This window comes from Nocardia sp. NPDC056564, assembly GCF_042793755.1.
GTDB lineage: Bacteria > Actinomycetota > Actinomycetes > Mycobacteriales > Mycobacteriaceae > Nocardia.
Genome location: NZ_JBHTUR010000001.1, coordinates 641,458 through 667,778, shown reverse-complemented (window position 1 = coordinate 667,778; position 26,321 = coordinate 641,458). Strand labels below are relative to the sequence as shown.

At 67.9% G+C, this 26,321-nt stretch carries 26 protein-coding genes; 2 read left to right on the top strand and 24 right to left on the bottom strand.

Annotated features, from left to right (window positions below; translation table 11 throughout):
* Window positions 1-11 precede the first annotated feature (11 nt).
* From ACFQ9K_RS02930 to ACFQ9K_RS02885, 10 genes are all read right to left on the bottom strand, one after another.
* The gene (locus tag ACFQ9K_RS02930) at window positions 12-923 is read right to left on the bottom strand and encodes a hypothetical protein (RefSeq protein ID WP_378713551.1); all 912 of its coding nucleotides are present in this window, start codon (window positions 921-923) and stop codon (window positions 12-14) included.
* Between the two features lie 64 nt (window positions 924-987).
* The gene (locus ACFQ9K_RS02925) at window positions 988-1,842 is read right to left on the bottom strand and encodes a hypothetical protein (RefSeq protein ID WP_378982731.1); all 855 of its coding nucleotides are present in this window, start codon (window positions 1,840-1,842) and stop codon (window positions 988-990) included.
* A 69-nt stretch (window positions 1,843-1,911) separates the two neighbouring features.
* Window positions 1,912-2,895, bottom strand: a complete 984-nt coding sequence (locus ACFQ9K_RS02920; RefSeq protein ID WP_378713548.1) for a hypothetical protein — start codon at window positions 2,893-2,895, stop codon at window positions 1,912-1,914.
* Window positions 2,892-3,431 carry a hypothetical protein gene (locus tag ACFQ9K_RS02915; RefSeq protein ID WP_378713546.1) on the bottom strand — a complete coding sequence of 180 codons (540 nt, stop codon included), beginning with the start codon at window positions 3,429-3,431 and terminating at the stop codon, window positions 2,892-2,894. The genes ACFQ9K_RS02920 and ACFQ9K_RS02915 overlap by 4 nt, the downstream gene beginning before the upstream one ends.
* Window positions 3,428-4,096: a hypothetical protein gene (locus ACFQ9K_RS02910; RefSeq protein WP_378982728.1), complete on the bottom strand. Its 669-nt coding sequence runs from the start codon at window positions 4,094-4,096 to the stop codon at window positions 3,428-3,430. The genes ACFQ9K_RS02915 and ACFQ9K_RS02910 overlap by 4 nt, the downstream gene beginning before the upstream one ends.
* A gap of 154 nt (window positions 4,097-4,250) precedes the next feature.
* Window positions 4,251-5,114 carry a hypothetical protein gene (locus tag ACFQ9K_RS02905; RefSeq protein WP_378713543.1) on the bottom strand — a complete coding sequence of 288 codons (864 nt, stop codon included), beginning with the start codon at window positions 5,112-5,114 and terminating at the stop codon, window positions 4,251-4,253.
* 137 nt (window positions 5,115-5,251) lie between these two features.
* On the bottom strand, window positions 5,252-7,087 hold the full coding sequence (locus tag ACFQ9K_RS02900; RefSeq protein ID WP_378713542.1) for an acyl-CoA dehydrogenase family protein: 1,836 nt from the start codon (window positions 7,085-7,087) through the stop codon (window positions 5,252-5,254).
* A gap of 300 nt (window positions 7,088-7,387) precedes the next feature.
* Window positions 7,388-8,503, bottom strand: coding sequence for a C40 family peptidase (locus tag ACFQ9K_RS02895; protein ID WP_378713540.1), 1,116 nt, complete (start codon window positions 8,501-8,503; stop codon window positions 7,388-7,390).
* Window positions 8,504-8,762: 259 nt separating this feature from the next.
* On the bottom strand, window positions 8,763-9,716 hold the full coding sequence (locus ACFQ9K_RS02890) for a hypothetical protein (RefSeq protein ID WP_378713539.1): 954 nt from the start codon (window positions 9,714-9,716) through the stop codon (window positions 8,763-8,765).
* Window positions 9,717-9,885: 169 nt separating this feature from the next.
* A complete protein-coding gene (locus ACFQ9K_RS02885) occupies window positions 9,886-10,890 on the bottom strand; it encodes a hypothetical protein (RefSeq protein WP_378713538.1) in 1,005 nt (334 codons plus the stop codon).
* 257 nt (window positions 10,891-11,147) lie between these two features.
* On the opposite strand from ACFQ9K_RS02885, the gene ACFQ9K_RS02880 reads away from it, so the two are divergent.
* Together ACFQ9K_RS02880 and ACFQ9K_RS02875 are read left to right on the top strand one after the other, a co-directional pair.
* Entirely contained in the window at window positions 11,148-11,546 is a 399-nt protein-coding gene (locus ACFQ9K_RS02880; protein WP_378713536.1) for a hypothetical protein, read from the top strand.
* Window positions 11,547-11,935: 389 nt separating this feature from the next.
* Window positions 11,936-12,466: a hypothetical protein gene (locus tag ACFQ9K_RS02875; protein WP_378713535.1), complete on the top strand. Its 531-nt coding sequence runs from the start codon at window positions 11,936-11,938 to the stop codon at window positions 12,464-12,466.
* A 169-nt stretch (window positions 12,467-12,635) separates the two neighbouring features.
* Here ACFQ9K_RS02875 and ACFQ9K_RS02870 read toward each other — a convergent pair whose 3' ends face one another.
* The 14 genes from ACFQ9K_RS02870 to ACFQ9K_RS02805 all read right to left on the bottom strand — a co-directional run bounded on the left by ACFQ9K_RS02870 (window position 12,636) and on the right by ACFQ9K_RS02805 (window position 26,204).
* Window positions 12,636-14,231, bottom strand: coding sequence for a hypothetical protein (locus ACFQ9K_RS02870; RefSeq protein ID WP_378713534.1), 1,596 nt, complete (start codon window positions 14,229-14,231; stop codon window positions 12,636-12,638).
* A 137-nt stretch (window positions 14,232-14,368) separates the two neighbouring features.
* Window positions 14,369-15,841 carry an SCO6880 family protein gene (locus ACFQ9K_RS02865; protein ID WP_378713533.1) on the bottom strand — a complete coding sequence of 491 codons (1,473 nt, stop codon included), beginning with the start codon at window positions 15,839-15,841 and terminating at the stop codon, window positions 14,369-14,371.
* The gene (locus tag ACFQ9K_RS02860) at window positions 15,838-17,271 is read right to left on the bottom strand and encodes a hypothetical protein (protein ID WP_378713532.1); all 1,434 of its coding nucleotides are present in this window, start codon (window positions 17,269-17,271) and stop codon (window positions 15,838-15,840) included. Before ACFQ9K_RS02860 ends, ACFQ9K_RS02865 begins: the two co-directional genes overlap by 4 nt.
* Window positions 17,253-18,065: a hypothetical protein gene (locus tag ACFQ9K_RS02855; protein WP_378713531.1), complete on the bottom strand. Its 813-nt coding sequence runs from the start codon at window positions 18,063-18,065 to the stop codon at window positions 17,253-17,255. The genes ACFQ9K_RS02860 and ACFQ9K_RS02855 overlap by 19 nt, the downstream gene beginning before the upstream one ends.
* A gap of 13 nt (window positions 18,066-18,078) precedes the next feature.
* Window positions 18,079-18,690, bottom strand: a complete 612-nt coding sequence (locus ACFQ9K_RS02850; protein ID WP_378713530.1) for a hypothetical protein — start codon at window positions 18,688-18,690, stop codon at window positions 18,079-18,081.
* Between the two features lie 55 nt (window positions 18,691-18,745).
* Window positions 18,746-18,976 (bottom strand): hypothetical protein, encoded by a 231-nt coding sequence (locus ACFQ9K_RS02845; protein ID WP_378713529.1) that lies wholly within the window; start codon window positions 18,974-18,976, stop codon window positions 18,746-18,748.
* Window positions 18,973-19,752 carry an alpha/beta fold hydrolase gene (locus ACFQ9K_RS02840; protein ID WP_378713607.1) on the bottom strand — a complete coding sequence of 260 codons (780 nt, stop codon included), beginning with the start codon at window positions 19,750-19,752 and terminating at the stop codon, window positions 18,973-18,975. Before ACFQ9K_RS02840 ends, ACFQ9K_RS02845 begins: the two co-directional genes overlap by 4 nt.
* A 219-nt stretch (window positions 19,753-19,971) precedes the next feature.
* Window positions 19,972-20,265, bottom strand: coding sequence for a hypothetical protein (locus tag ACFQ9K_RS02835; RefSeq protein WP_378713527.1), 294 nt, complete (start codon window positions 20,263-20,265; stop codon window positions 19,972-19,974).
* Window positions 20,262-20,918, bottom strand: coding sequence for a hypothetical protein (locus ACFQ9K_RS02830; RefSeq protein ID WP_378713525.1), 657 nt, complete (start codon window positions 20,916-20,918; stop codon window positions 20,262-20,264). Before ACFQ9K_RS02830 ends, ACFQ9K_RS02835 begins: the two co-directional genes overlap by 4 nt.
* 4 nt (window positions 20,919-20,922) lie before the next feature.
* Window positions 20,923-21,636, bottom strand: a complete 714-nt coding sequence (locus ACFQ9K_RS02825; RefSeq protein ID WP_378713523.1) for a hypothetical protein — start codon at window positions 21,634-21,636, stop codon at window positions 20,923-20,925.
* Between the two features lie 125 nt (window positions 21,637-21,761).
* Window positions 21,762-23,234, bottom strand: coding sequence for a cutinase family protein (locus ACFQ9K_RS02820; protein WP_378713521.1), 1,473 nt, complete (start codon window positions 23,232-23,234; stop codon window positions 21,762-21,764).
* A gap of 83 nt (window positions 23,235-23,317) precedes the next feature.
* Window positions 23,318-24,463 (bottom strand): lipase family protein, encoded by a 1,146-nt coding sequence (locus tag ACFQ9K_RS02815; protein ID WP_378713519.1) that lies wholly within the window; start codon window positions 24,461-24,463, stop codon window positions 23,318-23,320.
* The gene (locus ACFQ9K_RS02810; protein WP_378713517.1) at window positions 24,463-25,518 is read right to left on the bottom strand and encodes a cutinase family protein; all 1,056 of its coding nucleotides are present in this window, start codon (window positions 25,516-25,518) and stop codon (window positions 24,463-24,465) included. The genes ACFQ9K_RS02815 and ACFQ9K_RS02810 overlap by 1 nt, the downstream gene beginning before the upstream one ends.
* Window positions 25,519-25,697: 179 nt before the next feature.
* A complete protein-coding gene (locus ACFQ9K_RS02805) occupies window positions 25,698-26,204 on the bottom strand; it encodes a hypothetical protein (RefSeq protein WP_378713516.1) in 507 nt (168 codons plus the stop codon).
* Window positions 26,205-26,321: the final 117 nt, after the last annotated feature.

The window sequence follows — 26,321 nt, the reverse complement described above, 5'->3', positions numbered from 1 at the left end:
GTCTTCACCGCTCACAGCTCGGGCTCGACCGGGTGACCGGGATCGCGGGGCACCGGGCCGTCATGGCCGTCGGGCTCGTTGATCCAGCCCGCCTGCACTGTGCCCGCCAAGGCCGCCTCGACCGGGTCTTCGGCGCGGGGACCATCCGCTCGCGCGGACAGGGCTTCACGCGCACGGTCGATGAGGACTTCCGGCAGCGGTGGCCGGGGGCCGTCGGTGCCGGCCGAGACGCCGAGGTTGTCGGTGGTGCGGCGGACGGTGTGTTCGCGCCCGCCCCAGGCCAGGGTGCGCCAGCGCTCGTAGAGGTCGACGTCGCTGTAGGTGTGCACGGTCACCGCGCTCAGGTGGCGCCAGCCGTGCGCGTCGCGCCCCCAGATCTCCTGTGCTTCAGCACCGGTCAGCTCGATGACCGCCGCGCTGGTAGCCGCCCGTTCCCACAACGCGGCCATGTTCCGGTCGAATTGTGCCGTCGCCTCGGGATCGTGGGGGAATCGACGAGTGTGGTTGCGCAGCTCGTGTTCGACTCCGATCACCGCCATGTGCTCGATCTCCCAGACATCGTTGGCGATCCCGTCGACCATGAACGAGCGCACAGGTTCGCTATGGCGCGTCAGCGGGGGTGAGTGCACGCTCTCGCCCCACCGCAAGCCCCACTCCCCTGCCTCGCGGACCGCTTCGATCGCGGCCTCCGGCACCCCCATCGCGCGCGCGTGCCGCTCGAGTTCGTGCAGATCGGAGGCGAGTACCAGCAGATGAGTGCGCCAGGTCTGAATCCTGAGATCCCCCGTGCCGTCGCCTCGTTCAAATTTCGGGAAGCCATGCTCGGATGCTTTGGCACGCTCGGCGGCCGTGTTCTGGATCCTCTCGAGCAACCGCAGCTTCCAGCTGGGCAGATCGTGTGCCCCGGGTAGTGATTGAGTCATCGGTGACGCTCCGATCGGGAAATGATGGTGACAATGACGTGAGTGGGGAACCGTTCGCGGCCGGTCATGGCTCGCTCCCGTAGTCCTGAACCTGTGGCGCAGCCAGTCCTGGACCGCCCCAGGCGGATTCGTCGGGTATGTGCTCGGTGCCGGAGTCCTGGTTCAGCGTGGTGGCGGCGACCGCGTCGTGGACGGCGAGCCCTTGGGGGTCGCGCGGCATGGCATCGAGGGCGACGCCGACCAGCTCGACCATCCGATCCGGGGAGTCCGGCATCTGTTTGGTGATGTCGTCCAGGGCTATTCCGGACCGCAGGCACACGATCAGCGGCGCCGCTACCAGCGAGATGTTCGCATCAGCGACGGTGTGGAAGCGTGCGCTCACCTGCTCGTCGTTGTGATTTGTCATCTCCTGGGCGACGACATTGGCCCAGTGCCGGCCGCCGTGGCGCGACCACACCTGGCCGCGTTCGCGATCGGTCACATGCAGTTCGTGTGACACCGCCCCCAGGCGCTGCCACACCATCCCCAGCACGGTTTGGAAATTCGCACGCTCACCACGGTCGAGACCAGGGTTTCGCCGCGTGTGTGCGGCCAGAATGCCTGCGCTGTCCTGCAACTGGCGTATTTGCCCAGACAAGGCCGCGATCAGCACCCCACGCGGGACCTCGTCCGGGCTGTAGAACAGTCGTCGCGCGTCCGATGCTTGTCCCCGTTCGCCGGCCCGGCGCGCGAAATTCAGCCAGGAATGCGGGCAGCCCACCAGCGATCCCAGGTCCTCGAGCTGGGTTAGGGTGCGACGAGTCATCGTGATCTGTTCGACGGTCTCCGGCGGAGGCGTGTCATAACCTGCCGCGACGGACTTCTCGACCCTGGCCCAGTTGTCGTAGGACAGGTTTTGAATGCCGTTGAGCAGCAGCATTTGTAGTGGGGTCGGGGTCTGCATGTCAGCGCCCCCCGCCGTCACGCGCCGCCGGTATCGGTGGGTGGTTCATGGCCCCAACTCCGGATCCGGCGCGGCGAGCTGTGCCAGTGGCGGGCCGAAATCGATGCCCGGTCCCGGATCTCGTTCCACTGTGGAGTCGGTGTGAAGTAAACCTGCGTCGGCGACGGCGGCCTCGAATCTGATCCCATCAGCGAGCGGCGCGGCGGAAGTGCCTCCGGCGCTGGCGAAGTCGTGGTCGAGGTAGCTGAGCACCGTCAGCGTTTCGGCCAGCCCGGTGACGTCGACGACGAACACCCTCGAGGCCGCGCCAGGCTGCTCTGCCCCGGCAGCCGGATCGAAGTCCTCGACGATCTCGGCGTCGATCACATCCTCGACCGGGACCTCCGAATCGGGCACGACTGCGGCGTCGATGAAATCATCGGGGTCGACACCGGTGTCCTCGGCAAAACGCCGGTCGAACGCTTGCCCGGCTTCGGCGTTCTCCTCGGACAGTCCTGCGCTGGCCTGCGCTGCGGCGTAGGCCGCCGACGACGCTCCGGCGACCCCGTCCTTGCCGCTATGGCCGGTGAGCGTGTCGGTCAATCCTGCTGCGCGGCGGCGGATTTGGATCAGCAGGTTTTTGTATTCTTTGTCGAGGTTGTGGAGCTCGTTCTTGTGACTGCGGGCGAGCTTGTCCGCCTTCTCACGGCGCTTGAGATCTTTGTCGGCGCGGTCGATCTTCGCTGTCGTTGCCCGCAGTTCCTCTTTGTGCCCTTCGATGCGTTGCTCGACTTCGTCGATCTTGGCTTGAGCGAGAGCGACTTCGAGCGGATTGATCGCCAAGTTCTTCTGCACCCGCAACCAGTGCTCGAACGCGGAGCGCTGCTCCCTGCTCTCTCCGACGCGCATTCGCTGGAGGAACTCCGTCTGCGACCGTGCTTCCCCGGCCCGCCGCCCGAACAACCCCGACACCATCGCCGCGGTCTGCATCGCTTGCATGAAGCTCTGCTGCATCGCTCGACCGCCCTGCTCGACCGGGTCCTCGCTCATGCGATCACCTCCAATCCCGTGAGCTGCCATGCCGCCGAGGTCGTGGTGCGGCCGGCGCGGGCGTAGACGGTGAAACCGATCGGTGGCTGGTCGGCGGGTCGGAGCTCGACCGCCAGGACCCGGGCTGTCGAGGTGGGGGTGTCGGGTGGGTGGTCGTCGCGGGTGAGGCGCACCAGGGTGGCGATGTCGATGCCGTCGCGGCGCCAGCGCTGCCATTGCTCGGCGCTGATCGGGGCCCACACCAACGCCGACGGTTCTGCCTGTTCGGCGAAGCCCGGTGCGATCAGGTCGCCGGCCGCGCGGAACGCGGCACGCTGATCGGGTTGGTTGCTGGGCCGGTAGCCGAAAATCGTCTCCACCGCGGCGAGCAGGACCGACTCCGCCGAGCACACGTCGGTCCGGCCGGTCGCGGGTTCCAGGCCCTCGGTGCCGCACTGGGCGACAGTGCGCGCCCCGACATCCGGAGCCTGGGCGCATCCGCTCAGCAGCGCGGTGACCGCGACGCCGGCGATGACTGCGGTGATCGGCTTGTTCATGCCGAGTCCCGGGCTTTGTCGAACAAATAGCGCAGGTCGAGTTCGGACCAGCCGACGATGTCGCGGCGGGCTCGCTGTTCGGCGGCGGGGTTGTGTCGGCCACTGATCGACAGCTCCAGCAGCAGTCCCGCGGTCTCGGCCGCGTGCTGGAGTCTGCGCGTGGTGATGTCGTAGCTGTGGGCCATGACCAGTCGCAGCGTCGCTGCGGGCGCTTTGGCGTGGATGCGGGCCCGCCAGGCAAGCCAGATCGCTTGCCGTGCCGCTGCTTCGGCAGCACTGGCCGGGGTGCCGATGGCGGCCGGTCGCCGGAAGTGGTCGTGCCAGAGCAGGTGACCGTCGCTGCGGCAGACGGTGAAGCTGATCATGGTGGCTGCGGAGAACAGCCGCAGTCGTGGCCCTCTGGCGGCCAGCACCGCCAGCGTGCCCCCGGCCCGTTCGGCGGCCCATCGGGCTTCGGCCTGGCGCAGCGCGTCGTAGTCGATGCCTATATCGAGCAACGCGAACACGTAGCGGTCGAAACTGGCCGCGTCGTGGAATCGGTGCTGGGCCGCGATACGGTCGAATTGGCTGGTGCGGGTGTAGGTGTGAAGTTCCCCGGCCCGCAGACGGACGACCATTTCTGGACTGACCATGGTATCCGCGGCCGGGGACCGACGTGATTTCATCTCGACCTCCAGGTGTCGACGGGAATCGGTGTCGGCGTTCGCCCGGTTAGCCGCACACCGTGTGAAGGTGAATCTCGTTGTGGAACAAGCTTTTTGATGTATGGCGCTCATGGTTCGATCTCCGTGTTCAGCGGGGAGATCTCCGGTGCCGCGGTCACCGCCGGGTCGTCGGTGTCGGCCAAACCCGCCTCGCGCTGTTGCGGAGCAGCCGCATCGACCGCTTCGGCGATCCGTGCGCCACGCTCCCAATCGGCAGTGGTCGTCGATCCAACGCTGCCCGTCGTGAGGTCCGAGCTGGTTGTGCGCCGCCATGCTTTTCGGCGGCGGAGGCGAGTTCGTGCGGATGTGGCGGGGCGGGTGCGCGGGCAGGGTCGAGTCCTGCCGTCAGCAGCGCCTGATACCGCGTGCGGGCGTGGGCTACCGCGACCGCGCTCGTGTAGGACTTCCACCGTTTCGACAGCTCCGGCGCTGAGGCCGCGCGGGCTTTCTCCAGCAACGCCGTCCATCGCCGGGCATCGCTGGACCAGCGCGTGCCGACCTCGGCGCCGGTGACGTTGAGTGCTCGCGCGACCAGCCTGACCCGCAGCCATTGCAACCGCTGGAACTCATCGAAACGCTCCGCGAGCGGCGGTTCGATCCAACCGCGGTTGTCGCGGTAGATCGTCTGGACAGCCGCCATCTCGAACAGTTGGTCTACTTGAGCGTGCAGACGCGCCAGCTGCTGTTCACGCGCTTCGGTCCGGCCCGCCGGCAGCTGCTGCCGCGCGCTCCAGCGAACACCCGCAGCGCCTCGCGTACGCACGTGCGCGATCCATCGCTCGGGGATGCCGATCTCGCGGGCCTGCTCTTCGAGCAGCCGCGCACAGGCGTGCAGATCGCGCAAAGTCCGCCGGTCCTGGCCTGTGGCCTCGGACATGCGATAGATGTCGGCGGTCACGTTCTGGAGTTGTTTGAGCATCCGCTGCTGTATTTCGGTGGGGACTGCGCTCGCGCCTCGCTCTGACCCGAACCTCGCCATGTCCTCATCCCCGATTCCGCAGGCGGCAGGCGGGGTTCGAGGTCCACGCGTGTGATCGCGCGTACCGGCGCCGGGCGGGCTGGGTGTCCCGGTGAGGACGCGCAGGAGATAGGTCGGCGTCTTCGGCGCTGCGGGGATCAGTCATCACGCACCGCGCGAGGGCTCGATAGCGATCGGATCGGCAGTTCCCATCCGGCGAAGCCGATCCACCGCGAGGTGGTGTCCGCGGCGATCGGTGCGGGAAACTCCTCGGGCAGGGCGAACGCGCGCGCCAGGATCGGCAGGCGCAGTTCCACGGTCGCGCTCCGGGCGGCCAGGGTGCGGTCCAGACCCGCAGCGCGGCCCCGGCCCAGCAACCCGTGCGCGTTGTACCAGTTCGCGTGCTCGCGGACGTACCGCATTCCGTACAAAGCCGCGAGGTCGTACAGGATGTGTTGCGCGGCAGGTTCATTCGCATCCGCGGCGGCGGTCCACATGCAGTCCACAGCCGTGCGCACGGCGACGGCGGTGGCGAGTTCTATTGCCGCGCCATCGGATCGGCGCGCCGCGTCGGCGTCCTCGGCCAGGATTCGCTCGCGTGCGACCAGCAGCCGGTACCACCATTGGTGGGGGTGTTCATCGATACCGGTCAGGTGCGGGATGCCCGTTCGGTGCAGGGCCCGTCCGGCCGCCCCGAGCATCGCCCAGGTCTCCCCTTCGGCGGTCAAGATCCCTTCGCAGAGTGCGACGTAGTCGGGGAGGTAGTTCGCGCGCAGCATGCCCTGTGCCGCCAGCCGCTGCCGGCACATCTCGATCACCTGCCAGGACGTGTAGGAGGCGACCGGTTTGGTGAGCATCGCCCACAGCGCCACCTCGCCACCGTCGGTGCCCTCGCGTCCGCAGTGGGCGCGAACGGCGTTCACCAGGCAGGTCATCGCCCACATGTCCGACATGGCGTGCGCGAGCTGCCCGGCCACATGGTCGTGGGAGATCATCGCCGCCCCCTCGGGACCGACGCGACGGTGGCGGGCGTAGCCGACAGCCAGCGCTAGCCCGGCGCGCGCTGCGGCGACCGCCGCCCCGGCGGTGCACAATCGTGCCGAGTGCAGCGGGCTGGTCGTGCGCGCGAAGCGCTGCCGTTCGGTCAGCGCGCAGTGAAACCGGCCTTGGGCGTCGAAGCCGGCGACGTCCCCGCCGAGCAGGGCCGACTCCGGCAGGCCCGCGCCCTGGAATCGGGTCATGGCGTTGTCCATCCACAGCCCGTATCCGTTGTCCGGCAAGGCCTTGACCTCGACGCCATCGACCGGCCCCTCGGCGGTGCGCAGCCGCATCAGAAACGGCCAGACGCCCTCGTCGGCGCCGTCGGCGATCAGGCGGGCGTACACGACCACGCAGCGCGGCACCGCGGCAGCGGTATTGGGCATGAACTTCACCGCCCCGGCTGTCGGAGTATCGAGGCGAAAGGCCCGCTGCCCGGGTAGCCAGGTGGCCGTGGTTTCGAGGTGGATCGCGTCGCTGCCGTGGTCGAGTTCGGTCACGAGTCCGACTCCGGTGGCCGCGGCGGTGTCCAGATCGCGCAGGCACCGCTGCTGGAATGGGGAACGGCCGTCACCGAGATTTTCGATCGCGGCGATGGCGAGTTTGAGATGGCCTGGCAGCAGCACCATCAGCCGTGGAGCCAGCGCCGCGGCCCAGTCGAACACCGCATAAGAGGTGCCCTCGTCGGCGGCGATCGTGCGTGCCGATCCGCCCAGCTCGCCGATGACGCGTTCGAGCAGCAGATAGCAATAGCGCGCTTCCTCGGCTTGGGTTTCCCCGTTGCCCGGCATATCTCCCAGGGCGGCGATCACGTCGCGGATCCGCGCCTGATTCCGGTAGTCGCCGTCGCCGAACACCGTCGCTGTCAGCGACGCGAGGAGTTCAGCAGTACGAGGCGTGGGCAACGCTGCGGCCGCGTGGTCTTCCGGCCAGGTTGTGGTGTCGATCGTCGTCATGGGAGGGGTCCTTTTCGGGGTGTCCGGCAGCACAAAGCTGGCCGTATGCGGTGCTTATGGGTCGAGTCCTTGGATCGGCGCAGTGGCCGGTGAGGGGCAGCCCTGGGCCGTCGCCCCGGCCACAGCGGCTGTTCAGCGATCGCTACGCCGGTCGGGTCGCTCACCGCCCCCACCTACCTGGGCAGGGATCCATCCGCCGGGCGCAGATGCCCACCGCCGTGCCCAATCCGAAGGCCGCGCCCGCGAGATGGGCAGGCCGCAAGGGCCCACGATCGTGGAGGTGAGATCGGTCCGGCGCGTTCAGGATCGACTGGCCGGTGGCTGGTAGCGGCGTATGTCCAGGTGTTCGCCGTCCCAGGCCGATAACGGTGTGATCGTGACTGTTTGGCCGGTTTGAGGAGCGTGTAGCAGCAGGTCGCGGCCTTGCTGGTCGCGCCCGTAGTAGATCCCCACGTGGTGAGAGTCGGAATCCCCTGGCGCGGTGAAGAAGATCAGGTCGCCGGGCTGCTGGCTGCCGAGCGGCACCGGCCGCGCGGTCGGGTGGTCTTGCTGGGCTTGGGTGTAATGCGGTAGCCGGATCTGACCACCGGATGCCTGATAGATGGCATACAGGGTGAGCCCGCTGCAATCGAACCCGCCGCCGGTCGGGCCGGTGGTATCCCCGCCACCCCACACATACGGTGTGCCTTTCCAGCGCTCGGCGTACTCGATCACCGCGCGCCCGAACGCGCTGGCTTCCGCCGGCACCGCGGTCCCCGAGCCGCTCGCACCACACCCACGCGGTGCGGCCCCAGCGTCGGTGAGCGGGATCGACGTGGTGTCGAGGCCAGCGAACATCCCATAGAGTCGCCGGGCCAGATCTAGCTGCGCCGCATACGCATTCGGAGCAGATACCTCGATGGCTTGCGCGACCTCCGCTGGTGACATCTGCTGGGCGGCGGCACCGAGTTTGACCGCGCGGTCGTAGAACCAATTGATCTGATACACCGGGTCCATCAGCCGTTCGATACCGACCGCACCCCAGACGCTGGCGCGCATCTGGTGCGGTCCCACCGAATCGTGGTCGTAGCCGAGGCCGTCGTTGTTGTATCGCAGCGACTCCGGCACGACCGGGTTGGCCAGATTCCGGAAGGTCGACTCGGTGGCCTGGGCAGCCAGTTCGGCGATGATCACCGATTCGCCCATCCTGCGCTGCAGACCGATCGCGACCCCATTGCGCGCCAGTTGCAGCTGGCGTTCGGTCAGACCGGCCACACTCTGCCCCGTCGGCCCGCTCACACCGGCGGCGTTGCTTGCCGGCAGTGCGGTCCCGCACGACATCGCGGGGTCGACGCCGAGGATCACCAGCAGCAGCAACAGCAGCGCGATCGGCACCGATAACGCCGTCGCGGCAACAACTTTCGACGAGGAATCCATCGACGGTCACCGCCGGCTCGTGCCATCGCGGGCGGCACCGCGCATCAGATGACTGCCGAAACATGGCGTGGGTCAGCACGTTCACGAGCGTCGCCCGCTTCCTCGCCGCTATGTCGCGGGTCAGCATCTTGTGAACGGCTGCCAAGGCTCGATCGCCACGGTGCCGCTGGACACAACCTCGGCTCGGTCCGGACGGTGGCGCCGCCGGGACAGCATCGGATCGGCAGAGGATGGGGATGGTCATCGCGGGCCGGCCTCATCACGCGAGATCGGCCGAGGTGCCGAATTCCGTTGGCCGTGACAGCGATTCGCCGGCGGGCTCACTGCCCCAACTCTCCGTCCCGGCGCTCTCGGGCGAGCGTCCGAGTACCGGGTCCAGGTGGTCGAGTACGTCCTCGCCATAGAAGAACGCATCGGCTCGCGCCTCATCGATGTCGACGTGCAGAGCGCGCGTCGCTTCGCTGATGAGCGCATCCGGGGCTGGGGCCCGCCTGCTCGGCTCGGTGAGCTCATCTGCGCCGACGAACTCCGCGCTCACGCGCGTGGCCTCCCATTCGATGCCTGGCCAGGCATACGCGCGCCAGCGCACCGCGAGTCGGGAATCGGTGTAGCCATAGACCGTGCGTGACACCAGCCGGATCCAGTTGCCGTGATCGCGGTGCAACATCTCGGTATGCTCGGCCTCGGTGAGCACCGCCGCCGCGGCCAGGGTGTTGACCCGGGTCCAGAGCGCGGTCATGTTGCGCTCGTACTGCTGCTGCGACGCCGGTTCGGGAGCAAGATCGCGACCGGCTAGTTGCCGTGCGGCCTCCACCGCGGCCATGTGCTCAAGCGTCCAGATGGTCTCGGCGATCGTATCGAGTAGCGGCGCGCGGGCGGGATCGTCGTGTCCCACCGTAGGAGGTCGCCCGGCCAGGTCGTTCCAGCGCTCCCCCTGCTCCCCGCCCAGTCGGGCCAGCTCGATCAACTCGATATCCACCCCGGTCAGCTCGGCGCGGATCTCGAGGTCGGTGCGGCCGTCCTCCAGATCACGCAACCGCCCACGCCAGCCCTCGATCGCCGCGGCACCGCGCCCGTCGCCCTCGCGATAGCCCGGGTACTCCGTGTGCAGGACGAACGCGTAGCGGGCAGCCAGATCCTCGATTCGGTCCAGCAGCCGCGCCCTCCACCCCGCGAGCTCGAAGGGGTTGGCGTCTGTCTGATTGTCGGTCATGAGGTCTCTCTCATTCTGAAAGTGCTGTGACACTGGCTATTTGGTCGCTCGGCAGGGGATAGGGTTGGCCGGCTGGCGCTCTGCCTACCCCTCGGATCTACTTCGCGCCTGCTGGCGCGAGCACGGTTTGGTCCCCAAACTGGTTGTGCGGAAGCACTATTCATGCGTTTCATGCCCAGGGGTCCGGCCCAGGATCGTTGGTGTTCGGGTACGAGATGTCTGGTTGCGGATCCCACTGCTCGGGGTCCTCTACGGTGGCGTGGTGTGTCCTCCGGGGATCGGTGGGACTGGGATCGAGAGCGTGTTCGAGTGCACGATGAGCACCTGCCAACCACATCAACGGGTCCGGGGGCGGAACTGCGCAACCGGTCTTGTCCGGGGAACCAGTCGGTGAGGCGAGCGCGGCATACATCGGCAGGTTCTGGAGAAAGCTGTCGACATCAGCGGCGATGTAGGGGTCGGTATATACCGACCAGGACCGGTCGAACGCCTCTCGATCGCTACTGAGCTGCTGTTCGAGGACTGTGTGCCACCGCTGCGGACTCACCTGCCACAACCGCTCGCACTCGTCGTTGCTGGCGCCGATCGCGTCGGCGGTCGAAGCTGCCCTTGTCCAGATCGCTGTCAGGTTCTTCCCCAACTGATCGGGGACTAAAAACTCATCGAGCCCACCAACCGCACTGCTGCGATGGGAATGGACAAGGCACGCGGAGGCCATGATCGTCAGCCGCTCGATGTCGGCACTGATACTGCGCACCAGCCGTGCCCGGTGATCGCTCCACGGTGTCGGCAACAGCGAATCGCGCGCCAGCAGTTTGCCGTGCTCACCGAGACGTCGTGCGTGTTTGGTCCAGACCGGCGGAACCTTCATCGCCGCGGCGTCACGTTCTATCCGAAGCGCGCACCAGTCGAGGTCTTCAATCAGATGCTTATCAGCGTCGGTGCGAGAACCCGACTGGTCGCGAAGGTGCGCCGCCATGCCGGCTAGGTAGTTGATCGCTCCTAGGGCTGACATCCATTCACGTTCGACTGCATCGACTCGTACCGTGGCATAGGTCGGGTCCTGTGCACGGAATTGGCCCCGTCGCAGGAACAGTTGCGTTGCTAGGCGATCGTGTTCAGCGGCCATGGTCGTCCTCGCGCGGTGTTTCACCTGGCTGTGGATTCCGGCCATAGTTGTCGTCCTTGCTGATCGCTAAGTGCGTGAACCATGCGTTTCCCATAGGTATGTCGCCGCCTTATTCCCACCGGTTTGTCGTTTTCTTGGATTCGCGGCGATCCGAGGACAATCCGGGCGGAGCGGTACGAGGCCGTCGACTCTGTGCGTCGTTCAAGTGCGCAGCGGTCCGGAGCTCGTAGGTGCGATCGGCTACTGTCGTTCTGCATCCGCAAGTCCAAACGCCCGCAGCCAGAGGAGTAGGCGGCCTGACGATGGAGACAGTCCGGTTTGACTCACTCCTGGAAATCGAGACCGCGTTCCAGGCGATGGTGAAGTTCAAGTTCAGCGGCGACCCGGATGCGGAGACCTTCATGGGGAGCCCCGTTATGGCGAGTGCCCTGGAGGCGATGCTCGCGGCTATTGTCGATGGCTGCAACGCCGCAGGATATGCCGGAAAAGCTACGAGCTGGCGTAGCTGGTATGCCTTGTCGCGCGCGGCGGGGCTCGACGACCAGATCTCGAAGTATCTTGTGACACATCCCAAGTGGCATTCGATGTCCAGAACAGACAGACTGGACTGGCTTAGGGTTGTCGCCGCGCCGTATCGGCTTGACGACGACGGCGTTGCGCGTTTCGATGCATTGGTTGGGGAACCACGACCGTCGGCATAGCCGGCAACCACCGTGTGGCCATCGAACGCGGTAACCCACACATCGTCACTACCGATCGATAACACCACAGTCGCGCCACTCGAACTGCGCGTCAGATCTGTCGACAACAGCGATCGCCGCAGTAAATGCAAGACCGCAGACTGGACCGAACTCGGCGGCGCTGATCGTGCCAAGCTCCGCTCCAGCACCGCTACCTCAACCGGGCCGCTTGCGCCCTCTGTTAGCACTCCAACCAATTCCAGCGCAGTCGTGAGCGGGCGCCGGCAACCTGGGAGGAATCGTGTGTTGCTCCGCAGCGCCTCTTCCCACCGCTGGGTGGGGCGACGGGATGGACGAGCTAGTGCCAAACGTGGGAGAGGATCTGCCGACGCGGCGGTTAGTGTGACGGTATGCCGAGGGAGAACTGGTTGGCCGAGAGGTCGCGGGAGTTTGCGTCGTTGCGCGGCATGAGTGTCGAGTCGTGGGTCGGTGTGGAGATGGCATTGCGGGAAGACGTGGGGGGTAGCGGTCCCCAGTTCGAGGACCCAGAGGTGCCTTGTCTGCAGTTGTGGGGATTGCGGGCATCTTTTCGCAATGGCAGCGTGTTGAGTGTGCGCACGTATCAAGACGACGCGCGTTTCGGTTTGTGGGCCAACCAGGAGTACGTCCGAGACGAAGAGCTTTGGGAGGGGATCTACCGACGGCGATCGTTGACCGAGCTGCCAACCGGTCATGTCGATCAAGTGACAGTCTTTGTTGACGAGGTCGACGCTGTCTTGGCTGAGGTCCACCTCCAGATCGGCCAACGGCCGCTCCTGCTGATTGCAGGCGAGATCGACGAGACGAGTAGAGGTGGGCTGGTATTTCATCGGCTGGACGAATCTGTCCTGGCATTTACTGATCCCGCCGCGGTCGAGGATGTCCTCTGGAGCTCGCCTTGACATGGACTCGTCCAGTGTTGATGTTGTTGGCTGCGCGACTGGCACGCCACTGACAAGGGCCGATCGGGGGTGCCGCTGCCGGGCCTTGTCGACAACGACGCTCAGGCGAACCTGATTCCCACCGATCTGTCGGAAACGACAGATCACCGACAAATAGTTGGGACAACCGTCACAAATCATGGGAACCTACACCTGGTGCGATGTCGTGCGCTGTTCCGGGGAGGTTGTCGAAGCGGCGGTTGGTGTTGTGCACGTCGCTGGCGCGTTCGGTGGGGGTGAATACCATGCGGAACGGGATGCCGGGTTCGTTGGATTCGCCGGTCTTGAGCAGGAAGCATCCTGTGCCGGGCGGTGTTTCACGCCGGGTGGGGTCGAGGTCGTCGTCGCTGGGTGGGCGTGGTGCTGCCCAGGAGGTGACCAGGAGTTTCTCGGTTTCGGTGATACCGATCGCGCCGCGGATGCGGTTGATCTCTTCGGGGCCGACCGGGCCGATCAGTTTCGCGCGGGCGCGTTCGAAGAAGCCGAGCGCTTTCGCCTGTGCGGCAGGAGAATCGAACGCGGAGAGGTCTTTGACCGTGTGGGAGCACATGGTCAGCGCGACCGCTTCCTTCCGGTGTAGGCGGGTCAGCGCGTCGACTCTGTCGACCATGAATTCCCCGACGCCGAGGACGCGCCAGATCTCGTCCATGACGATCTCGAAGGCACGCGGCGGTGCTTGGCCGGCGTCGGCGAGGGCGTGGGCGGCGGCGACGGCGCCGAATCCGTCGCTCCAGCACACCATCAGCACCGCGGCCAGGAGTTTGGTGTCGCCTTCGGGGATCCGCGAGACATCCATGCAGATCGCCGGGCTGTCCAGATCGAGGCGAGTGGTGGTCTGGCCGTTGAATATCGCGCCGAACGGCCCTTCCACCAGTGCCCGCAGGGAACGGCGCAGTGTTTTCGTGGCGGCCCGGTAACTGATTTCGTCGTCTTCCTCGACGAACTCGCGCAGCCGGTCCCCGCCCTCGGAGATGACTGTGAGCAGGTCAGACAGGACCGGAGGCTGTGCGCGGCTGAGTGTGGTTGTGTCGCTGTAGAGTTCACGCAACCCGGCCGCGAGCAGGACTTCCTCGTAGTCGGCCACGCGCGCGCCGCGGACGAGTTCGATCAGACCCGCGACGATGTTGACCTGTCCGGCTTCCACGCGCGCGGCGATCCGACGACGCTGGTCGGGGTCGCTGAGCTGGGTGAGGACGGCACCGAGGGCACCGACATCGAGGGGGTTGAGGATGCCGTGGCCGTAACCGACGTCGATGACCTGCCCGCCGAGCTCGAGCACCAGGTCGCGGTAGTCGGGTTTGGTATCACCCAGGCACAACGTTGTCCGTCCTGCGGCGACTGCACCGGTGACCATGCGCCGGATCAGACTGGATTTACCGAAACCGTTGAGCGCCAGGACAAAGCAGATCGGTGCTGTCAGGAACCCCTTGAGAAACCACGACATGGGGTCGAAATGCACTGGGCCGCCGGTGATGTAGTGGATCCCGACCGGTGTACCGACGGTGGGCGCGCTCGCGCCGACCGCCCACGGCCACAAGCCGGCGACTTGGACGGTGGTGCCGCGCCATTCCGGAGTCGCGGTGACGACCGAGGCGCGGCCGCCGCCGATCCCGCTGTATCCGCGATCGGACAACTCGGCCAGCGATCGGTCGAAGCCATCGCCGCCCGAGCTGTCCACGCGACGCGCTGCGGTGGACCGGCGGTGATCATCGGTCGATATCGCCATCCGTGCCCGCCATCCGCGGAGACCGGGACTGGCGGCAGCCGCCTCGGTTGCGGTGCGCGCCCCGGGACTGAGCACCCGCACACCGGCAACCAGCTCGGTACGAGCAGATCGGGAATTGGTGGACTGCTTGACTTTTCTCATGCCGACACCCGTTTGGAGACGCTGGTGTGTTCGGGCAGGATCAGCCCGATGCCGAGGCTGGCGGCGAAGGCGCTGTCCTGGCTGCCGTAGCAGCGGCGCACCCCTAGACGTGCCGCGGAGGCCATTGATTTCATGGAGGCTTCGATGCCGGGCAGGTCACCGTCGAGGTGGTCGGTGACGGTGACCAGCGCACCGAATCGGGTGAGGCCGGCACCGCGGGCTTGTTCTTCCCGGGCGGCTTTGGTGTTGCCGACGCGGATACCGGCCGAGGCCGAGGCGATGCCGCGTTCGGTCTGCTGGGCGGCAACCGCGTCGCGGAAATCGGAGTCCACCAGCGTGGATGCTTCGGCGGCCGAGTGCAACCGGTAGACCACGGCCACACGTTTGCGGGGAACGTCGGCGCGCGGGCGCAGCAGTTCCTCGAGCACGGTCTCCATCACCGCCCCGCGTGGTGCGGCGTCCATCTCCCAGGTGATCGAGCGGGCGCCGTCGTGGACGTAGTGATCCCACCGGTTGTGGTGAGCGATCGGCCCGGCGCTCGCCCAGGATTGGGTGCTGGTGATGTCGGGGCCCGCGGCCTCGCAATCGCGTTGGGAGGCCAGATCGTATCGGGTGCGCACCAGCGCAAGGACTTCCCACGCTTGCAATGGAGTCGCCGGTAGTCCGGCCCGCGCGAGCTGGGACAGCACCCCTTGCAGGCGCTGGCCGATTTCGCGGGCCTGCTCGGCCTCATCGCGGCGGATACGTCCCTTGCCGATCGCGCGGTAGGTGATCGCGACCCGGGCTTCGATGCGTACGCCGACCCCGCCGGTGTCGGCGGCGGCCTCGCGCATCACCGCTTTCGCGAAGCGCGGGGCGTTCGGCCGGATGAGCCGGGTGACCTCGCGTGCCTGGCGCAGGCGGGTTTCGACGACGTTGTCCAGGACCGAGGTCACGGCCACGACTTCTCCGCCGCGTCCTTGCGCGGCGAGGAACTGCCCGTATCCCTCTATCCAGGAGTCGATTTGGGACTGATCCACCAGCTCCTTACCGCGCGGCACCACACGCAGCACGACGGTGTAGTGGTCGGTGCGGCGGATATGGATCATGGCGAACCGCTTCCCGCCCGCGGTCTCGTATTCCGACAGGCGCGAATCCGCCATCACCCCCGGCAGTTTGGCGACGCCAGGAATGCGGGAGAACCGTCCCGCACGGTAGATGTGCTCGCCGCGGGCGCGTGCGGTGGCGAATTGCACTCGGAGCAGCACGATTTCCCATCCCGTCCGCCCATTGCGCACGACGGCCAGCGGCGTGAATACCAGCGCGGCGATCACGATCATCGCGGCGGCCGCACTCAGCGATCGGGTGATCATGAACCCGAGCATGACGGCGATGATCAGCCCGAGTCCGAGCATCGATACACCCCAGGTGAGCCCGAAAAAGCCTGCGCTGCGCGGGCGTTCCCAGCGGCCGTACATCCGTGGGGTCATCGCCGCACCTCCCCCGGGCCCAGCGAATCCGGGTCCAGCCCACCGCTCTCGGTCGCCTCCCGGATCTGGCTCTCGGCCGCGGAGACTGTCTGCTGCCCAGCGGCGCTCACCGCGGCGCCGACCATCCCTGCCCCCGTTGCCCCGGTCGCGGCCGCCTCCCCAGCACCACCGGTCGCCGCCACACCCGAGGGCTTGGCTCCGCCGGGCGGATTCGCCGGTGTCGCACCACCTCCGGACGGGGTGCCGCTACCTAGTCCTGGTCCACCGCCGCCGGGCGGTGCGCCGCCACTGTCGCCGGAGCCACCGGACATCGACCGGCCTCCTCCACCGTCGCCACCCGGTGGCGGTGGTGACGGCGGTGCTGCTCCGGCCCCGCCTGCTCCCGGGGAATGCTCGCCTTCGGCGACTTTGCGTCCTTCCGCGCCGCCGCCGCTGCCTACACTCGCCATCGCAACCCCCGCGAGCCCGCCGGCCAGGGCCGCACCGGCTCCGCCGCCGCCTCCTCCGAGGGTGGCCACCGCGGGGGTGACCAGGCGCATGAGAGCGGGGAGCACGACCACGGTCATCACCAGCAGAATCAGGCCGAGCAGGATCATTTGCGGATCCTGGGTGCGCCCGGCGACGGTGAAACTCATCGCGTACACCAGCGCGCCAACCGGTTTCCACAACAGGAAGGCCAGCGACCAGCTCAGCAGCCGTTTATAGCCTTGAGAGCCCGGACCAGTCCCCGACGCGGCGGCCGCGATCGGCAGGACCGCGACCACGAGAATCAGCAGCGCCTGGCGGATGACCATCATCGTCAGTTGCACCAGCATGCTGATGGTCCCGAGCAGAAACAGCACCAGCAACAGACCTGATCCCAGGCTGCTGTTGTGTCGCAGATCGAAATCCACCAGATGGGTGATCGCACCGTCGAGATCGCCACGCGTAGCGTCTTGGATCACCCAGGTCGAGAACTGTTCTCCGGCACGGGTTCCCGCGGCGATCACCACGGCGAAGGTCATGCCCGCGAACACCGCTCGGCCCAGCGTCAGAAACGACTCCTGCGCTTCCCCAGCCGTCCCGCCACGCTTGGCCAGAGCCAACCGCGCGGCCGCGAACAGCAGCCCGCCGGTCAGGAGAAGGACCTGCAATCCACTGGTGTAGTCCCTGATCCCCGCCAAAACGGGACCTGGACTCCCATCACTGTTCGTCAGTTGCGGTGAAGGCGTCGTGGTCCACCACGTCATCACCATCCGCAATGCCCAGGCCATACCATTGCCGAGCTTGCTGACCAGATCGTCGAAGGCCGAATTCGCCACGTCGGAGGCGGCGTTTCCGAGGTATTCGCAGGCTTGCTGTGGTCCGCCGGGCAGGTCGCAGATGCCGGGAAGCTGGGTGTGGATCGGTGGGCCGGTGCGCGCGACGTTGTTCATGGCTGGCCTTTCCACGGCCCGAACCCCTCGTCCAGCGTCGGGGTCGGTATTCCTGGGCCCCAAAGGGTTTCGATGTCCTCGGGTACGCGCACACGCCAGTCCCCGTCGATCCAGGCCATGGGCCAGGTCGTGATCCGGTAGCCGCCTGTCGTCCGGTTGGCGAGCTCCACGACGGCCAGGTCGTCGCGGTATCCGGGCCGTACACGCACGCCGTCCGGAACAACGACATATCGGGCCGCGGCGGGGGTGTTCTCGCGGGAGCGCGCGAACCGGTTCACCAGTGCGGGTCCGCCACCGTAGTAGCGCTGCGCTACGACCTGCTGCCAGGTTCCCTCGGGCGCTGCCAGCGCCCGCCCGAGGGCGTCGAGAGCGGCCAGCGCCGCGCCTTGCGGAGTGTGGGCGAAATCCTGTGCGACACCGTGGACTATCCGTGCCGGTCCGTCGCTGCCGGAGACAGGCAACGCCGCTCCGCCCCATCCGCGCTGCCACTGCATACGGGCCGGTGCCGCGCTGAGGTAGCCCGGGCGCGCTGGGTCGGGGCGCGTGCCCGGTTCTTGTTTGAGCGCGACCCCGGATTCCTCTGCGGGTACTTCCAGGCGCGTGCCGAACAGATCGGTCGTCGGTGGCCGGGTTACCGGCAGACTCTGCGGCGGGTCGGGGAAGGTCCGCTCGGTCGGCATCGTGGTGGTGCCAGGATCTGCGGGCGTGTGCGCGGTGTCGTCGGCGCGGGTCAGGGTCCAGGCGAACGCCGCGACGACGAGGGCGGTGATGCTGGTGAGCAGGATGATCAGCAGGCGGAACGATTTCATCGACGGTGCTCTCCTATCGCGGTGCGAGCGCGACCATCTCGGCCGGGGGTGCGGTCAGGGCGGTGACCGGGCTGGAGGTGGGGTTTGCGGGTAGCTGTAGGCGCCAGTCCTCGCCGTGCCAGATCACCTGGGTGTGGTTAGCGGTGACGGAGTTGTCGGGGTACAGGCTGTAGACCTCGACGTCGGCGGCATCAGGGCTGTACTGGCTGATGCTGTAGCCCAAGACTTTTGGTGCCCCGCTCGTGGTGGGTGCGGTGATCGAGATCTGGGCGCGGGCGGTAGCCCAGGCATCACGGCCGGGGCCGGCGGCGAGCATGCGTTGCCCGACCAGGGGCCATTGGTTGTCGGTGGCGATCGACATCCGGACCGTGGCGTGAATCGCGGCCAGGGCCGCACCTGCGGGCCGCCGATCGAATGCTGTGGCGACCGCGCCGTCGATCTGGTGCGGGCCCTCGCTGCCGACGGGCAACTCGACGCCTTGGAAGGTCGTCCATCGCAGCGCGGTCGGTGCGGCGGTGAGAACGGTCGTGGAGATCGCGGGGTCCGTGGAGTCAGCGGGGTCGGTGTTGCCGCAGGCCAGCAGACCGGCTGCCGCGACAGGACCGGTGAGGGTCAGGATCGCCACTGCGACGAATCTGGTTGTGCGGGAAGATTTCACGGGTGAGTTCTCCAGTGTTCGGTCAGGTCGGCAGGACGTGGATGGCGAGCGAGCTCGCGGTTCCCACCAGGGCTGCCCCGGCGAGCGAGCCGATCAGTCCTTCGATCGATTCCTCGCGATACAGCCGGATCGCTAGTTGCCCGCCGGCCCAGATCGCCCGGGCGATACAGATCAGTAAGACGAACCAGGCGAGGTAGCCCAGGAGCTCGACCAGAGGCGAAAGCACTTGAGGGGGAAGCTGTTTGGCGGTCACGAGACACCGCCGGTGAGCCGATGGTTCCGGTAGGCGACTTCCAGTGCTGCCAGGATCGGTTGGCTGGCGCGGTCGGGATGGACGTGCGGGAGCGAGTGCCCGGCGCCGGGGACGGTGTCGTACTCGGCCCAGATCTGTTCGGCCAGTTGGCGCGACCAGCGCGGCGCGACGACGGGATCGAGTTGCCCGGTCTGCACCCAGGTCGGGATGCCGCGGAAAGCGTTGATGGCCTCGGCGCTCAAAATGCCACGCGGGTAGGCGGCCAGATCCGCCATCGTTGTCTCGATCGGCTCGTGCAGTCGCTGAATGGTCTCGGCCAGAGCAGGTGTTCGCGGACGTCTGCGGCTCCATCGGCCGCGCTGCGGTGCCGTATAGAGGTAGCGGCCTAGCTGTTCGCACATCGTGTGGCGCCCGAGCCGCTGGTGAGGTTCAGGTATTACTTCATGCGATGTCGCTGGCGCGTAAGGGAACTCGCCACATCCACTGAACAGGACGATCCCAGCCAGATCGCGTGCCCGGCGTGGGTCACGGCTGACCCATTCGTGTATCAGGAGTGAGGCCACCGAATGGGCTACCAGCACGAGGGACCCGTGTACGTGGTCCAGGACCCGGTCGAGGTCCTCGGCCAGCGTCCGCAGGCTCAGCCGGGTGTGCGGGCCGACGCGGTCGGAGTGGCCGTGGCCGCGCTGGTCGTAGCGGATCTGGGCGATGCCGCCGTCGAGGTGGCGATGCAAGTGTGAGATCAACGGCAGCCAGTAGCCGGCGTTGGTGAGCATGCCGTGGACGTAGACCACCGCCGCCGGTGCCGAGGCCGCGCCTGTGCGTATGGCTGAAAGCCGGAGCCCGTCGTGCGCCGTGACCGCGAAAGCGTGGTCATCAAGGGTAGGGATCATGCGGGAACCTCGGGGCGAGTGGGCGGCGGGGGAATCGCGTTGACCCGGTCGCCGAAGATGTCTGTGCGGAGGTGGGGATGGATCCGGGAGGCGCGCATGGGGTTATCCGCCTCCGGTCACGACGGCGTTCATGATCGGCCCGGCGCTGGTGGCGACGATGCCGCCGAAGAGTGCGCCCAAAATGATCTTGGGTGATTCGACAGCGCCGCCGTGAAAGCGTTCCCAGCCGAATTTGCCGCCGCCGTAGATCACCGCCGCGATCCCGGCGAGGGACACGAACCAGGCCAGGTAGTTCACGAGGTTGACGAACTTGTCCATTTCCGGCGGGTTGCGCGGTGTGATCGTGATGTCTGCGAACAGGGTGAGCGCCTCACTGATCGTGTGCGCGGTACTCATGGTTGATCCTCCGAATCCTGTTGTGTGGCAGCGCGACTGGCTGCGAGGCGGCTGATGATGCGTGTGCCGGCTCGGTGCACGTCGAGCGGCACTGCTTCGGTGAGCCGGGTTTTGCGGCGCGCGGGGGCGGGATCGAATGGGCTGTATCGGGCGAGTTCGGCGAGGTCGAGGACGACGAGTTCGTCGTGCCAGCTGATGGTGTAGACCTCCTGCGCCAGCTCCGCGACGACGCCGCGGTAGCGGCGCACCGCGGCGGGGACCGCGCCGGGCCGGGCCGGGGTCAGCACCAGCCCGATCACGGTGACTCCCGGCGGGGCGGATCCGGCGTGCCATTCGCGTAGGCGTTCCGCGGCGGCGGTGAGGCCGGGGATGCAGAGCCGGGCGGCGATGAGCACGCGTTGGGTGGTGCGGGGTGAGCCGGGCCAGGCCGGGCCGGTGTCGGCCGCTGGAGCCCACCAGCGGGCCAAGGTCGACGCACCCGCGCCGCCGTGCGCGCCGAGTACCGCGAACAGCGGTGGATGTTCGGCGGTGGTGGGCAGCGCAGATTCGCGGACCGGCGCCCTGCGTTCGGGTGTGGGGCCGACGATCGTGGCCGGATCCAGCCGACCTCGTGCCGGGGTGTGCCGGTGGAGTTGCAGGGGCGCGGGGTACATCGGTTCAGCCCCGCTTCTGGATGTTGGTGATCACGGTGCCGTGCTCGCCGGCCCCGGCGTTGATCAGTTGCAGGTAGTCCATGCGTGAGCCGTCGGGGTGGCGTTCGGCCAGGTGCACCTCGGCGGCGGTGCTGTCGGCGATCGGGGTGATCGCGACGCAGTGCGTGGTGCCGGGCGGGATCGAGGTGATTCCCGCCGCGAGGCCCTCGAGGGTCAGTCCTGCCGTAGGCGCCACCACGGCGAGTGCGGCCGCGGCGTCGCGTAGGACGTAGTAGGCGTGTTCGAACGCCGCGATCACTCCCGTGAGGCTGGCGGTGTCGCCGGCGGTGTCGGTGACCGTCGTCCCGGACAACCCGGTGCACGCGTTGCCGAGTGCGGCCGCCGCGGAGCTCGGCGGTGCGGCGGTCGCTGTAGGCTGAATGGTGGCCGTGCCCGGTTCTCCGGCATGGCTGCCGACCCAGATGCCGGCACCGGCGGTACTCAGCACGGCGGTGAGCGCGAGCCCTATCCACCAGTGCCGCACCCGGTTCGGCGATTCGGGCTCCGGTGCCGGTGGTTCGGCGTCGGGGTTGATCCACTGCCATTCCGACCCGGTAGGGGTGTCTTCGCCATCGGCGAGGGTGGGCGAGATCGGTTGTACGGCTGCGGGTTGTGTCGGTTGCAACCATCCCCAGCCGTGTTCGATCTGGGGGTCGTCTGGGGTATGGGTGCTGGGCATGGCGTTCGCCTCCTTCACACAGTGGCGCGATTGTGAGATTGGGGCCCTCCGGGCGCGGTGCCGGGGAGAATCAGGCGACGGGAAGAAGGTGGGGTCGTCGGCTGATCCGTTGCGCCCGAAGGGGTTTAACGACCACCACTGGTCGTCGCTGGCGCGGTGGTGGTGTTGGTCTGGGGTTGCGGGGTGGTGAGCGCTGGTGTGGTCCGGGCGAGGTCGTGGGCCAGGGCGGTGAACCATTCGGCGGTCGCGGTCAGCGGTGAGCTGCCGGTCGGGGTGGCCGGTGTGCTCTGGTAGGAACCGTGGCGGCCGGTGGTGGAGCTGTATTGGGCCGAACTGGCCACGCTGTAGAGCTCTCGCTGGTCGGTGACGGTGCTGGTGATCGCCTCGAACGCGGCGTTGATCCAGCGGCTCGCGGTTTGGGGCGGCACGAGCTCGACGACCGCGTCGGCGACTTTCGCGCCCAGGGCCGCGACCGCGGCCCACGGGTTGGCCATGCCGACGACCGCGAGTTCGGCGATGGTTTGAGGGGTGATCACCTTCTGCGCGACCGAGATCACCGCGTTGAGCCCGATGGTGCCCAGTTTCATCAGCGCCGCCAGCGCGTCGTGCGGGCCTGGTGGTGTGGCGTTGGGCTGGGATGCTTCGGCCAGGCGCTGACCGAGCGGTTTGCCGGGCTCGTAGGACAGCTGGTCGAGACTGGTGCCGTGGAGGTCTTCGTTGATCACATCGACCGCGGTGGTGAACGCTGTCGCCGACAATGCCTCGGCGACAGTGGAAATCGCCGCGATCGGGTCGCGCAGATCCGAGCGGGCCGCGATATTGGCCACCGTCGTCGCCAGCGGCCCACCGATGGGGGCGTCGCAGGTCGCGTCGCCTGCCACGCACAGATCGGCGATCCGGCCGGTCAGCGCCCCATAACTCGACGGTGGTGCGGCGGTGATACCGGCACCGGTCAGTGCGGGGTTGTTCAGCGCGACGGTCGCCGTCTGCTGCCCCGCACTACCGGGTGGGGCGGCGGGCTCGGTAGCGTGGGGCCGGCCGGGCAGTACTGGTGTGTTCGCGGAGCGAGTGGGGTTGGCCAGCAGCGCGATTCCCGCGACCTGGTCGGGGGCGATCGGGGCGGAACCGGTGCCGACGTGCTGGGCGAATCGCGACACTGCCGGTGCGCCCTGGCCGTAGCCGGCGGCGGCGAGTTTGGTGGCCGGACAGCGGCGCACGAGTTCGGCGGCCGCGTTGTCGAGCCGTTGTGCTGCCGCGGTGACCGCGTCGTCGTAGGTCAGGTCGGTGCCGTTGCCGTCGCGGCCGAAGGGGATGTAGGAGCGTTGTACCGAGTCCCCGGCCTTCGCCGCGAGGGGTGCGAACATTTGACCCAGCGCGCCGCTGTCGCTGCTGAGTTGCGCATCCGGGCTCGACTCATCACCCCCCTGGACCCCGAACACGTAGAGGGCAGGGCACTTCGGGCCGATCGGCACGCTCGTATCCGGTGCTGCGGTGACCGCGCTCGTCCCGAGACCGGATACAGCGAACACCATCAACGCTGTCGCGATCACGCGCACTCGTGTGGACGTGACGGTCGTGAGGTTCACGGTGCTGTGCATGGCGTTTCACCTCCTTGGAGGGGTTGGCGAGGGGCCTGCCCGCACCCTCGCCGAGGGGGTTGCAGTGGGCGCGGGCAGGCGATTCAGGTGGTCTTAGGTGCCGCGGACGCGGGCGTCGTGACTCCGTCGGCTCGTGCGGGCCGTCGTTGCAGGTAGCTGGCCAGGCGGGAGATCGCTTCGCCGGCGCCGTCGGCCGCGGTCCCGAGGTGGCTGTTGTGGTACTCGCGGCAGCTCAGGTCGACACCGAGTTTGCGGTAGGCGGCGTAGAGTTTCCGGCCCATTGCGACGGGGACAAGGGCGTCATCGATGCCGTGGTAGAGGTGCACTGGCACTCGTGGTGCCACGCGAGCGCTCTGCTCGTTGGCCAATACGTACCGCCACATCGCGTCGTTCCAGGGATCGGGTCGTTCGCACCATCGGCCCAGCGGTTGATGGCGGTAGTCGGCCTGGATATCGGCCGCGTCCAGCTTCGAGGCCCGCTTGATGACCTCGCGCCCTGATTCGAGCAGGATGTGGTCGACCGGCAGGTGCCGGTAGGCGCGCCCGAGCCCAATCAAGCCAGCCAGGGCGAGCCCCGCCCACGGGCCACCGTCGATCTCGGAGATCAGCGCGCCGGGGTCGGCGACCACGGCACCGGCGGCCACGCCGCGCAGATCCAGCTCTGCGGCATAGTCGACGTGGGCCTCCCCGGTCCAGATCGCCGTACGCCCGCCATCACCGAATCCCCACACCGCACAGGGGCTCTCGGTCGCCTCCAGCTCCGGCATATCACGGACCGCGCGCGCCAGGTCCAGCACCGCTCGCGCGCCCGCGTGACCGGCCAGGAACTGGTAGGGGCCCAGATCGGTCATGCCCAAGCCCGGACCGTCCGGTACCGCCACGGTCCATCCGCGCTGTAGCCCGGCGGTGATGAATCCGGCCTCGGGCTCCTCGCCACGCACCAGCAGCTGCGATGGCGCGCACGGCCCAGCCAGTCCATGAAAACGCGGGCAATACAACAGCGTTGGACCGGCCCCGGCTATCTCCGTGGTCGACGGGGTGATGACGATCCCGGAGGCCGGCAGCGGCGCGCCGAAGCCGGTGCGGGTGGCGTAGACGATCTGCCAGGCGCTACCGGCGCCCTCGAGTCCCGCCAGGTCTACTTCTCGTCGACGCAGGATCGTTCCGGGCAGATGCTCGAATCCGACTCTGCCGCTGTAGAACTCGTCGCGCATGTTCGGTGTGCTCATCATCGGCTCCCGGCGATGTCGTGGGCGAGGGCGATCATCCAGGCGATGCCCGAGTTGAGTTGGCCGCTGGCGGCGTAGCCGGTGTGGCGGGCAACTGTGTCGGCGTAGCGCAGCCAGACCGCGGGGTTGACCAGGTCGGCGTTGTCGGCGACGAGTTGTCCCCAGGCTGTGGATAGTTGACCGGCGAGTTTGAGGATCAACGCGATCGGATTCGCCGCGATGGTGGCGGTGATCTCGGTCCACCGTGCCTCGGCAGCACCGCGTTCAGTCGGTGCGGACAGGCGGGGGTCGGCGGCTTCGATCAACCGGTCTGCCAGCGACAACTGCGGGACGTAGTCGACATTGCCGCCACCGACCTGAAAATCGGTGAGGACGACCGTGGTCCAGGCATCACCGAGTGCCGCGGAGAACACCGCTTGCAGCGAGCCCAGGGCCGTGACGGGGTCGCGCAGATCGGCCTGGGCGGCGACTTCCGCGCCGACCCGCAGCAGCGTCGCCCGGTCCGGTGCCGAGCAGGCCAGGTCGCCGTCGGTGCAGATGTCGGCGACGCGACCGGTCAGCGCGCCGTAGTTGGTGTGGCCGTCGGCGATTCCGGCGCCACCGGCGGGCGGGTTGGTGATCTGCACGCCCGAGACCGCTCCACCGCTGGTGCCTGGCGCCGGGTCCGGTGTGATCTGGCCGGGACGGCCAGGAAAGGTCGGGGCGTCCGGGGCTCGATCAGGGCTCGAGTACAACGCGATGCCCGCGATGCGCTCCGGCGCGATCGGCCCCGCGCCGGCGCCGACGTCGGCGGCGAAGCTCGATATCGCCTGGGCGCCTTGGGAGTATCCGATTCCGGCGATCATCGTTGCCGGGCAGGTCTCGGCGATCTGGGTCACTGCCGCGTCGAGCTGGCGGCGGGCCTCGGCGACCGACACCGCATACGGTGACGACCCACCGCCGGGGACAGCACCGCCGAAACCTGCGGGATAGCCGATATAGCTGCGCTGCACCAGATCCGGGACAGCGGCCAGAACCGGAGCCAGCAGCGAGCCGAGCATTCCGGTGTCGGCCAAAGGATCCGCACCTGGTGAGGATTGACCGGTCCCTTGGACTCCCAGCACGTATAGGGTAGGGCATCCCGGCCCGATCGGCACCGCCGAACTCGCCGCCGCGGTCATCGCGGCGGAAGCTCCGATAACTGCCACCACCGCCACTGCCCACGCCGTACTGCGCTTCTTCATCGCACGGGTGGTCATGGTTGCCCAACTCCCACCCCTGCTCCGAAACCCGCGCCGACCGTGCCTCCGGCGACCGCACCGACGGCGGCGGCCGGGATGCCGACGACTGCCGCTCCGGCCGCGGCACCGGCCGCAGCACCGAGGGCGGTGCCGGCGACTCCGGAAGTGACTGTGCCGATGACCGGTACGGGGATGACGGTGCCCAGGGCGGCTCCGGCGATACCGCCGATCGTGCCGCCGATCAGTCCGCCGACCACCGCGCCCGCGGCGGCGACCGGGACACCGGCGATCGCCGCGCCTGCCACGCCGCCGATACCCGCGCCGGCCAGCGTCGCGCCGCCGACACGGTCCGAACGTCCGGCCTCGATGCCGATCGAGTCCAGCGCGGTCGCGAGCTGTGCCTCGGCGTCGGCGGCAGTGGCGTTGATGGTGTCCGCGCAGTCCGGGGGAAGCCAGTCCTGGCGCGGGGTCTGCCATTGCCCGATCCGAATCGTGTTCTCCGGAGCCTCGATTGGCGCCACGGGCGCAACCGGTTCGGGGAGATGAAGTTCTTCGATCCGGATGGGTTCCACCGGCTCGTCGACCGGCGGAGCCGGCCGGGCGGAGGTCCCATTGCGCACCTCTGCGGGCTGCGAGTA

Excerpts from the sequence above, each read along its gene's own strand:
- ACFQ9K_RS02885 (WP_378713538.1), bottom strand. The coding sequence starts at position 10,890 with ATGGCCGGAATCCACAGCCAGGTGAAACACCGCGCGAGGACGACCATG.
- ACFQ9K_RS02875 (WP_378713535.1), top strand. The coding sequence starts at position 11,936 with ATGCCGAGGGAGAACTGGTTGGCCGAGAGGTCGCGGGAGTTTGCGTCG.
- ACFQ9K_RS02925 (WP_378982731.1), bottom strand. The coding sequence starts at position 1,842 with ATGCTGCTGCTCAACGGCATTCAAAACCTGTCCTACGACAACTGGGCC.
- ACFQ9K_RS02855 (WP_378713531.1), bottom strand. The coding sequence starts at position 18,065 with ATGAAATCGTTCCGCCTGCTGATCATCCTGCTCACCAGCATCACCGCC.
- ACFQ9K_RS02870 (WP_378713534.1), bottom strand. The coding sequence starts at position 14,231 with ATGGCGATATCGACCGATGATCACCGCCGGTCCACCGCAGCGCGTCGC.
- ACFQ9K_RS02830 (WP_378713525.1), bottom strand. The coding sequence starts at position 20,918 with ATGTACCCCGCGCCCCTGCAACTCCACCGGCACACCCCGGCACGAGGT.
- ACFQ9K_RS02915 (WP_378713546.1), bottom strand. The coding sequence starts at position 3,431 with ATGAACAAGCCGATCACCGCAGTCATCGCCGGCGTCGCGGTCACCGCG.
- ACFQ9K_RS02920 (WP_378713548.1), bottom strand. The coding sequence starts at position 2,895 with ATGAGCGAGGACCCGGTCGAGCAGGGCGGTCGAGCGATGCAGCAGAGC.
- ACFQ9K_RS02835 (WP_378713527.1), bottom strand. The coding sequence starts at position 20,265 with ATGAGTACCGCGCACACGATCAGTGAGGCGCTCACCCTGTTCGCAGAC.
- ACFQ9K_RS02900 (WP_378713542.1), bottom strand. The coding sequence starts at position 7,087 with ATGACGACGATCGACACCACAACCTGGCCGGAAGACCACGCGGCCGCA.
- ACFQ9K_RS02890 (WP_378713539.1), bottom strand. The coding sequence starts at position 9,716 with ATGACCGACAATCAGACAGACGCCAACCCCTTCGAGCTCGCGGGGTGG.
- ACFQ9K_RS02820 (WP_378713521.1), bottom strand. The coding sequence starts at position 23,234 with ATGCACAGCACCGTGAACCTCACGACCGTCACGTCCACACGAGTGCGC.
- ACFQ9K_RS02930 (WP_378713551.1), bottom strand. The coding sequence starts at position 923 with ATGACTCAATCACTACCCGGGGCACACGATCTGCCCAGCTGGAAGCTG.
- ACFQ9K_RS02815 (WP_378713519.1), bottom strand. The coding sequence starts at position 24,463 with ATGAGCACACCGAACATGCGCGACGAGTTCTACAGCGGCAGAGTCGGA.
- ACFQ9K_RS02905 (WP_378713543.1), bottom strand. The coding sequence starts at position 5,114 with ATGGCGAGGTTCGGGTCAGAGCGAGGCGCGAGCGCAGTCCCCACCGAA.
- ACFQ9K_RS02910 (WP_378982728.1), bottom strand. The coding sequence starts at position 4,096 with ATGAAATCACGTCGGTCCCCGGCCGCGGATACCATGGTCAGTCCAGAA.
- ACFQ9K_RS02895 (WP_378713540.1), bottom strand. The coding sequence starts at position 8,503 with ATGGATTCCTCGTCGAAAGTTGTTGCCGCGACGGCGTTATCGGTGCCG.
- ACFQ9K_RS02865 (WP_378713533.1), bottom strand. The coding sequence starts at position 15,841 with ATGACCCCACGGATGTACGGCCGCTGGGAACGCCCGCGCAGCGCAGGC.
- ACFQ9K_RS02880 (WP_378713536.1), top strand. The coding sequence starts at position 11,148 with ATGGAGACAGTCCGGTTTGACTCACTCCTGGAAATCGAGACCGCGTTC.
- ACFQ9K_RS02840 (WP_378713607.1), bottom strand. The coding sequence starts at position 19,752 with ATGCTCACCAACGCCGGCTACTGGCTGCCGTTGATCTCACACTTGCAT.
- ACFQ9K_RS02825 (WP_378713523.1), bottom strand. The coding sequence starts at position 21,636 with ATGCCCAGCACCCATACCCCAGACGACCCCCAGATCGAACACGGCTGG.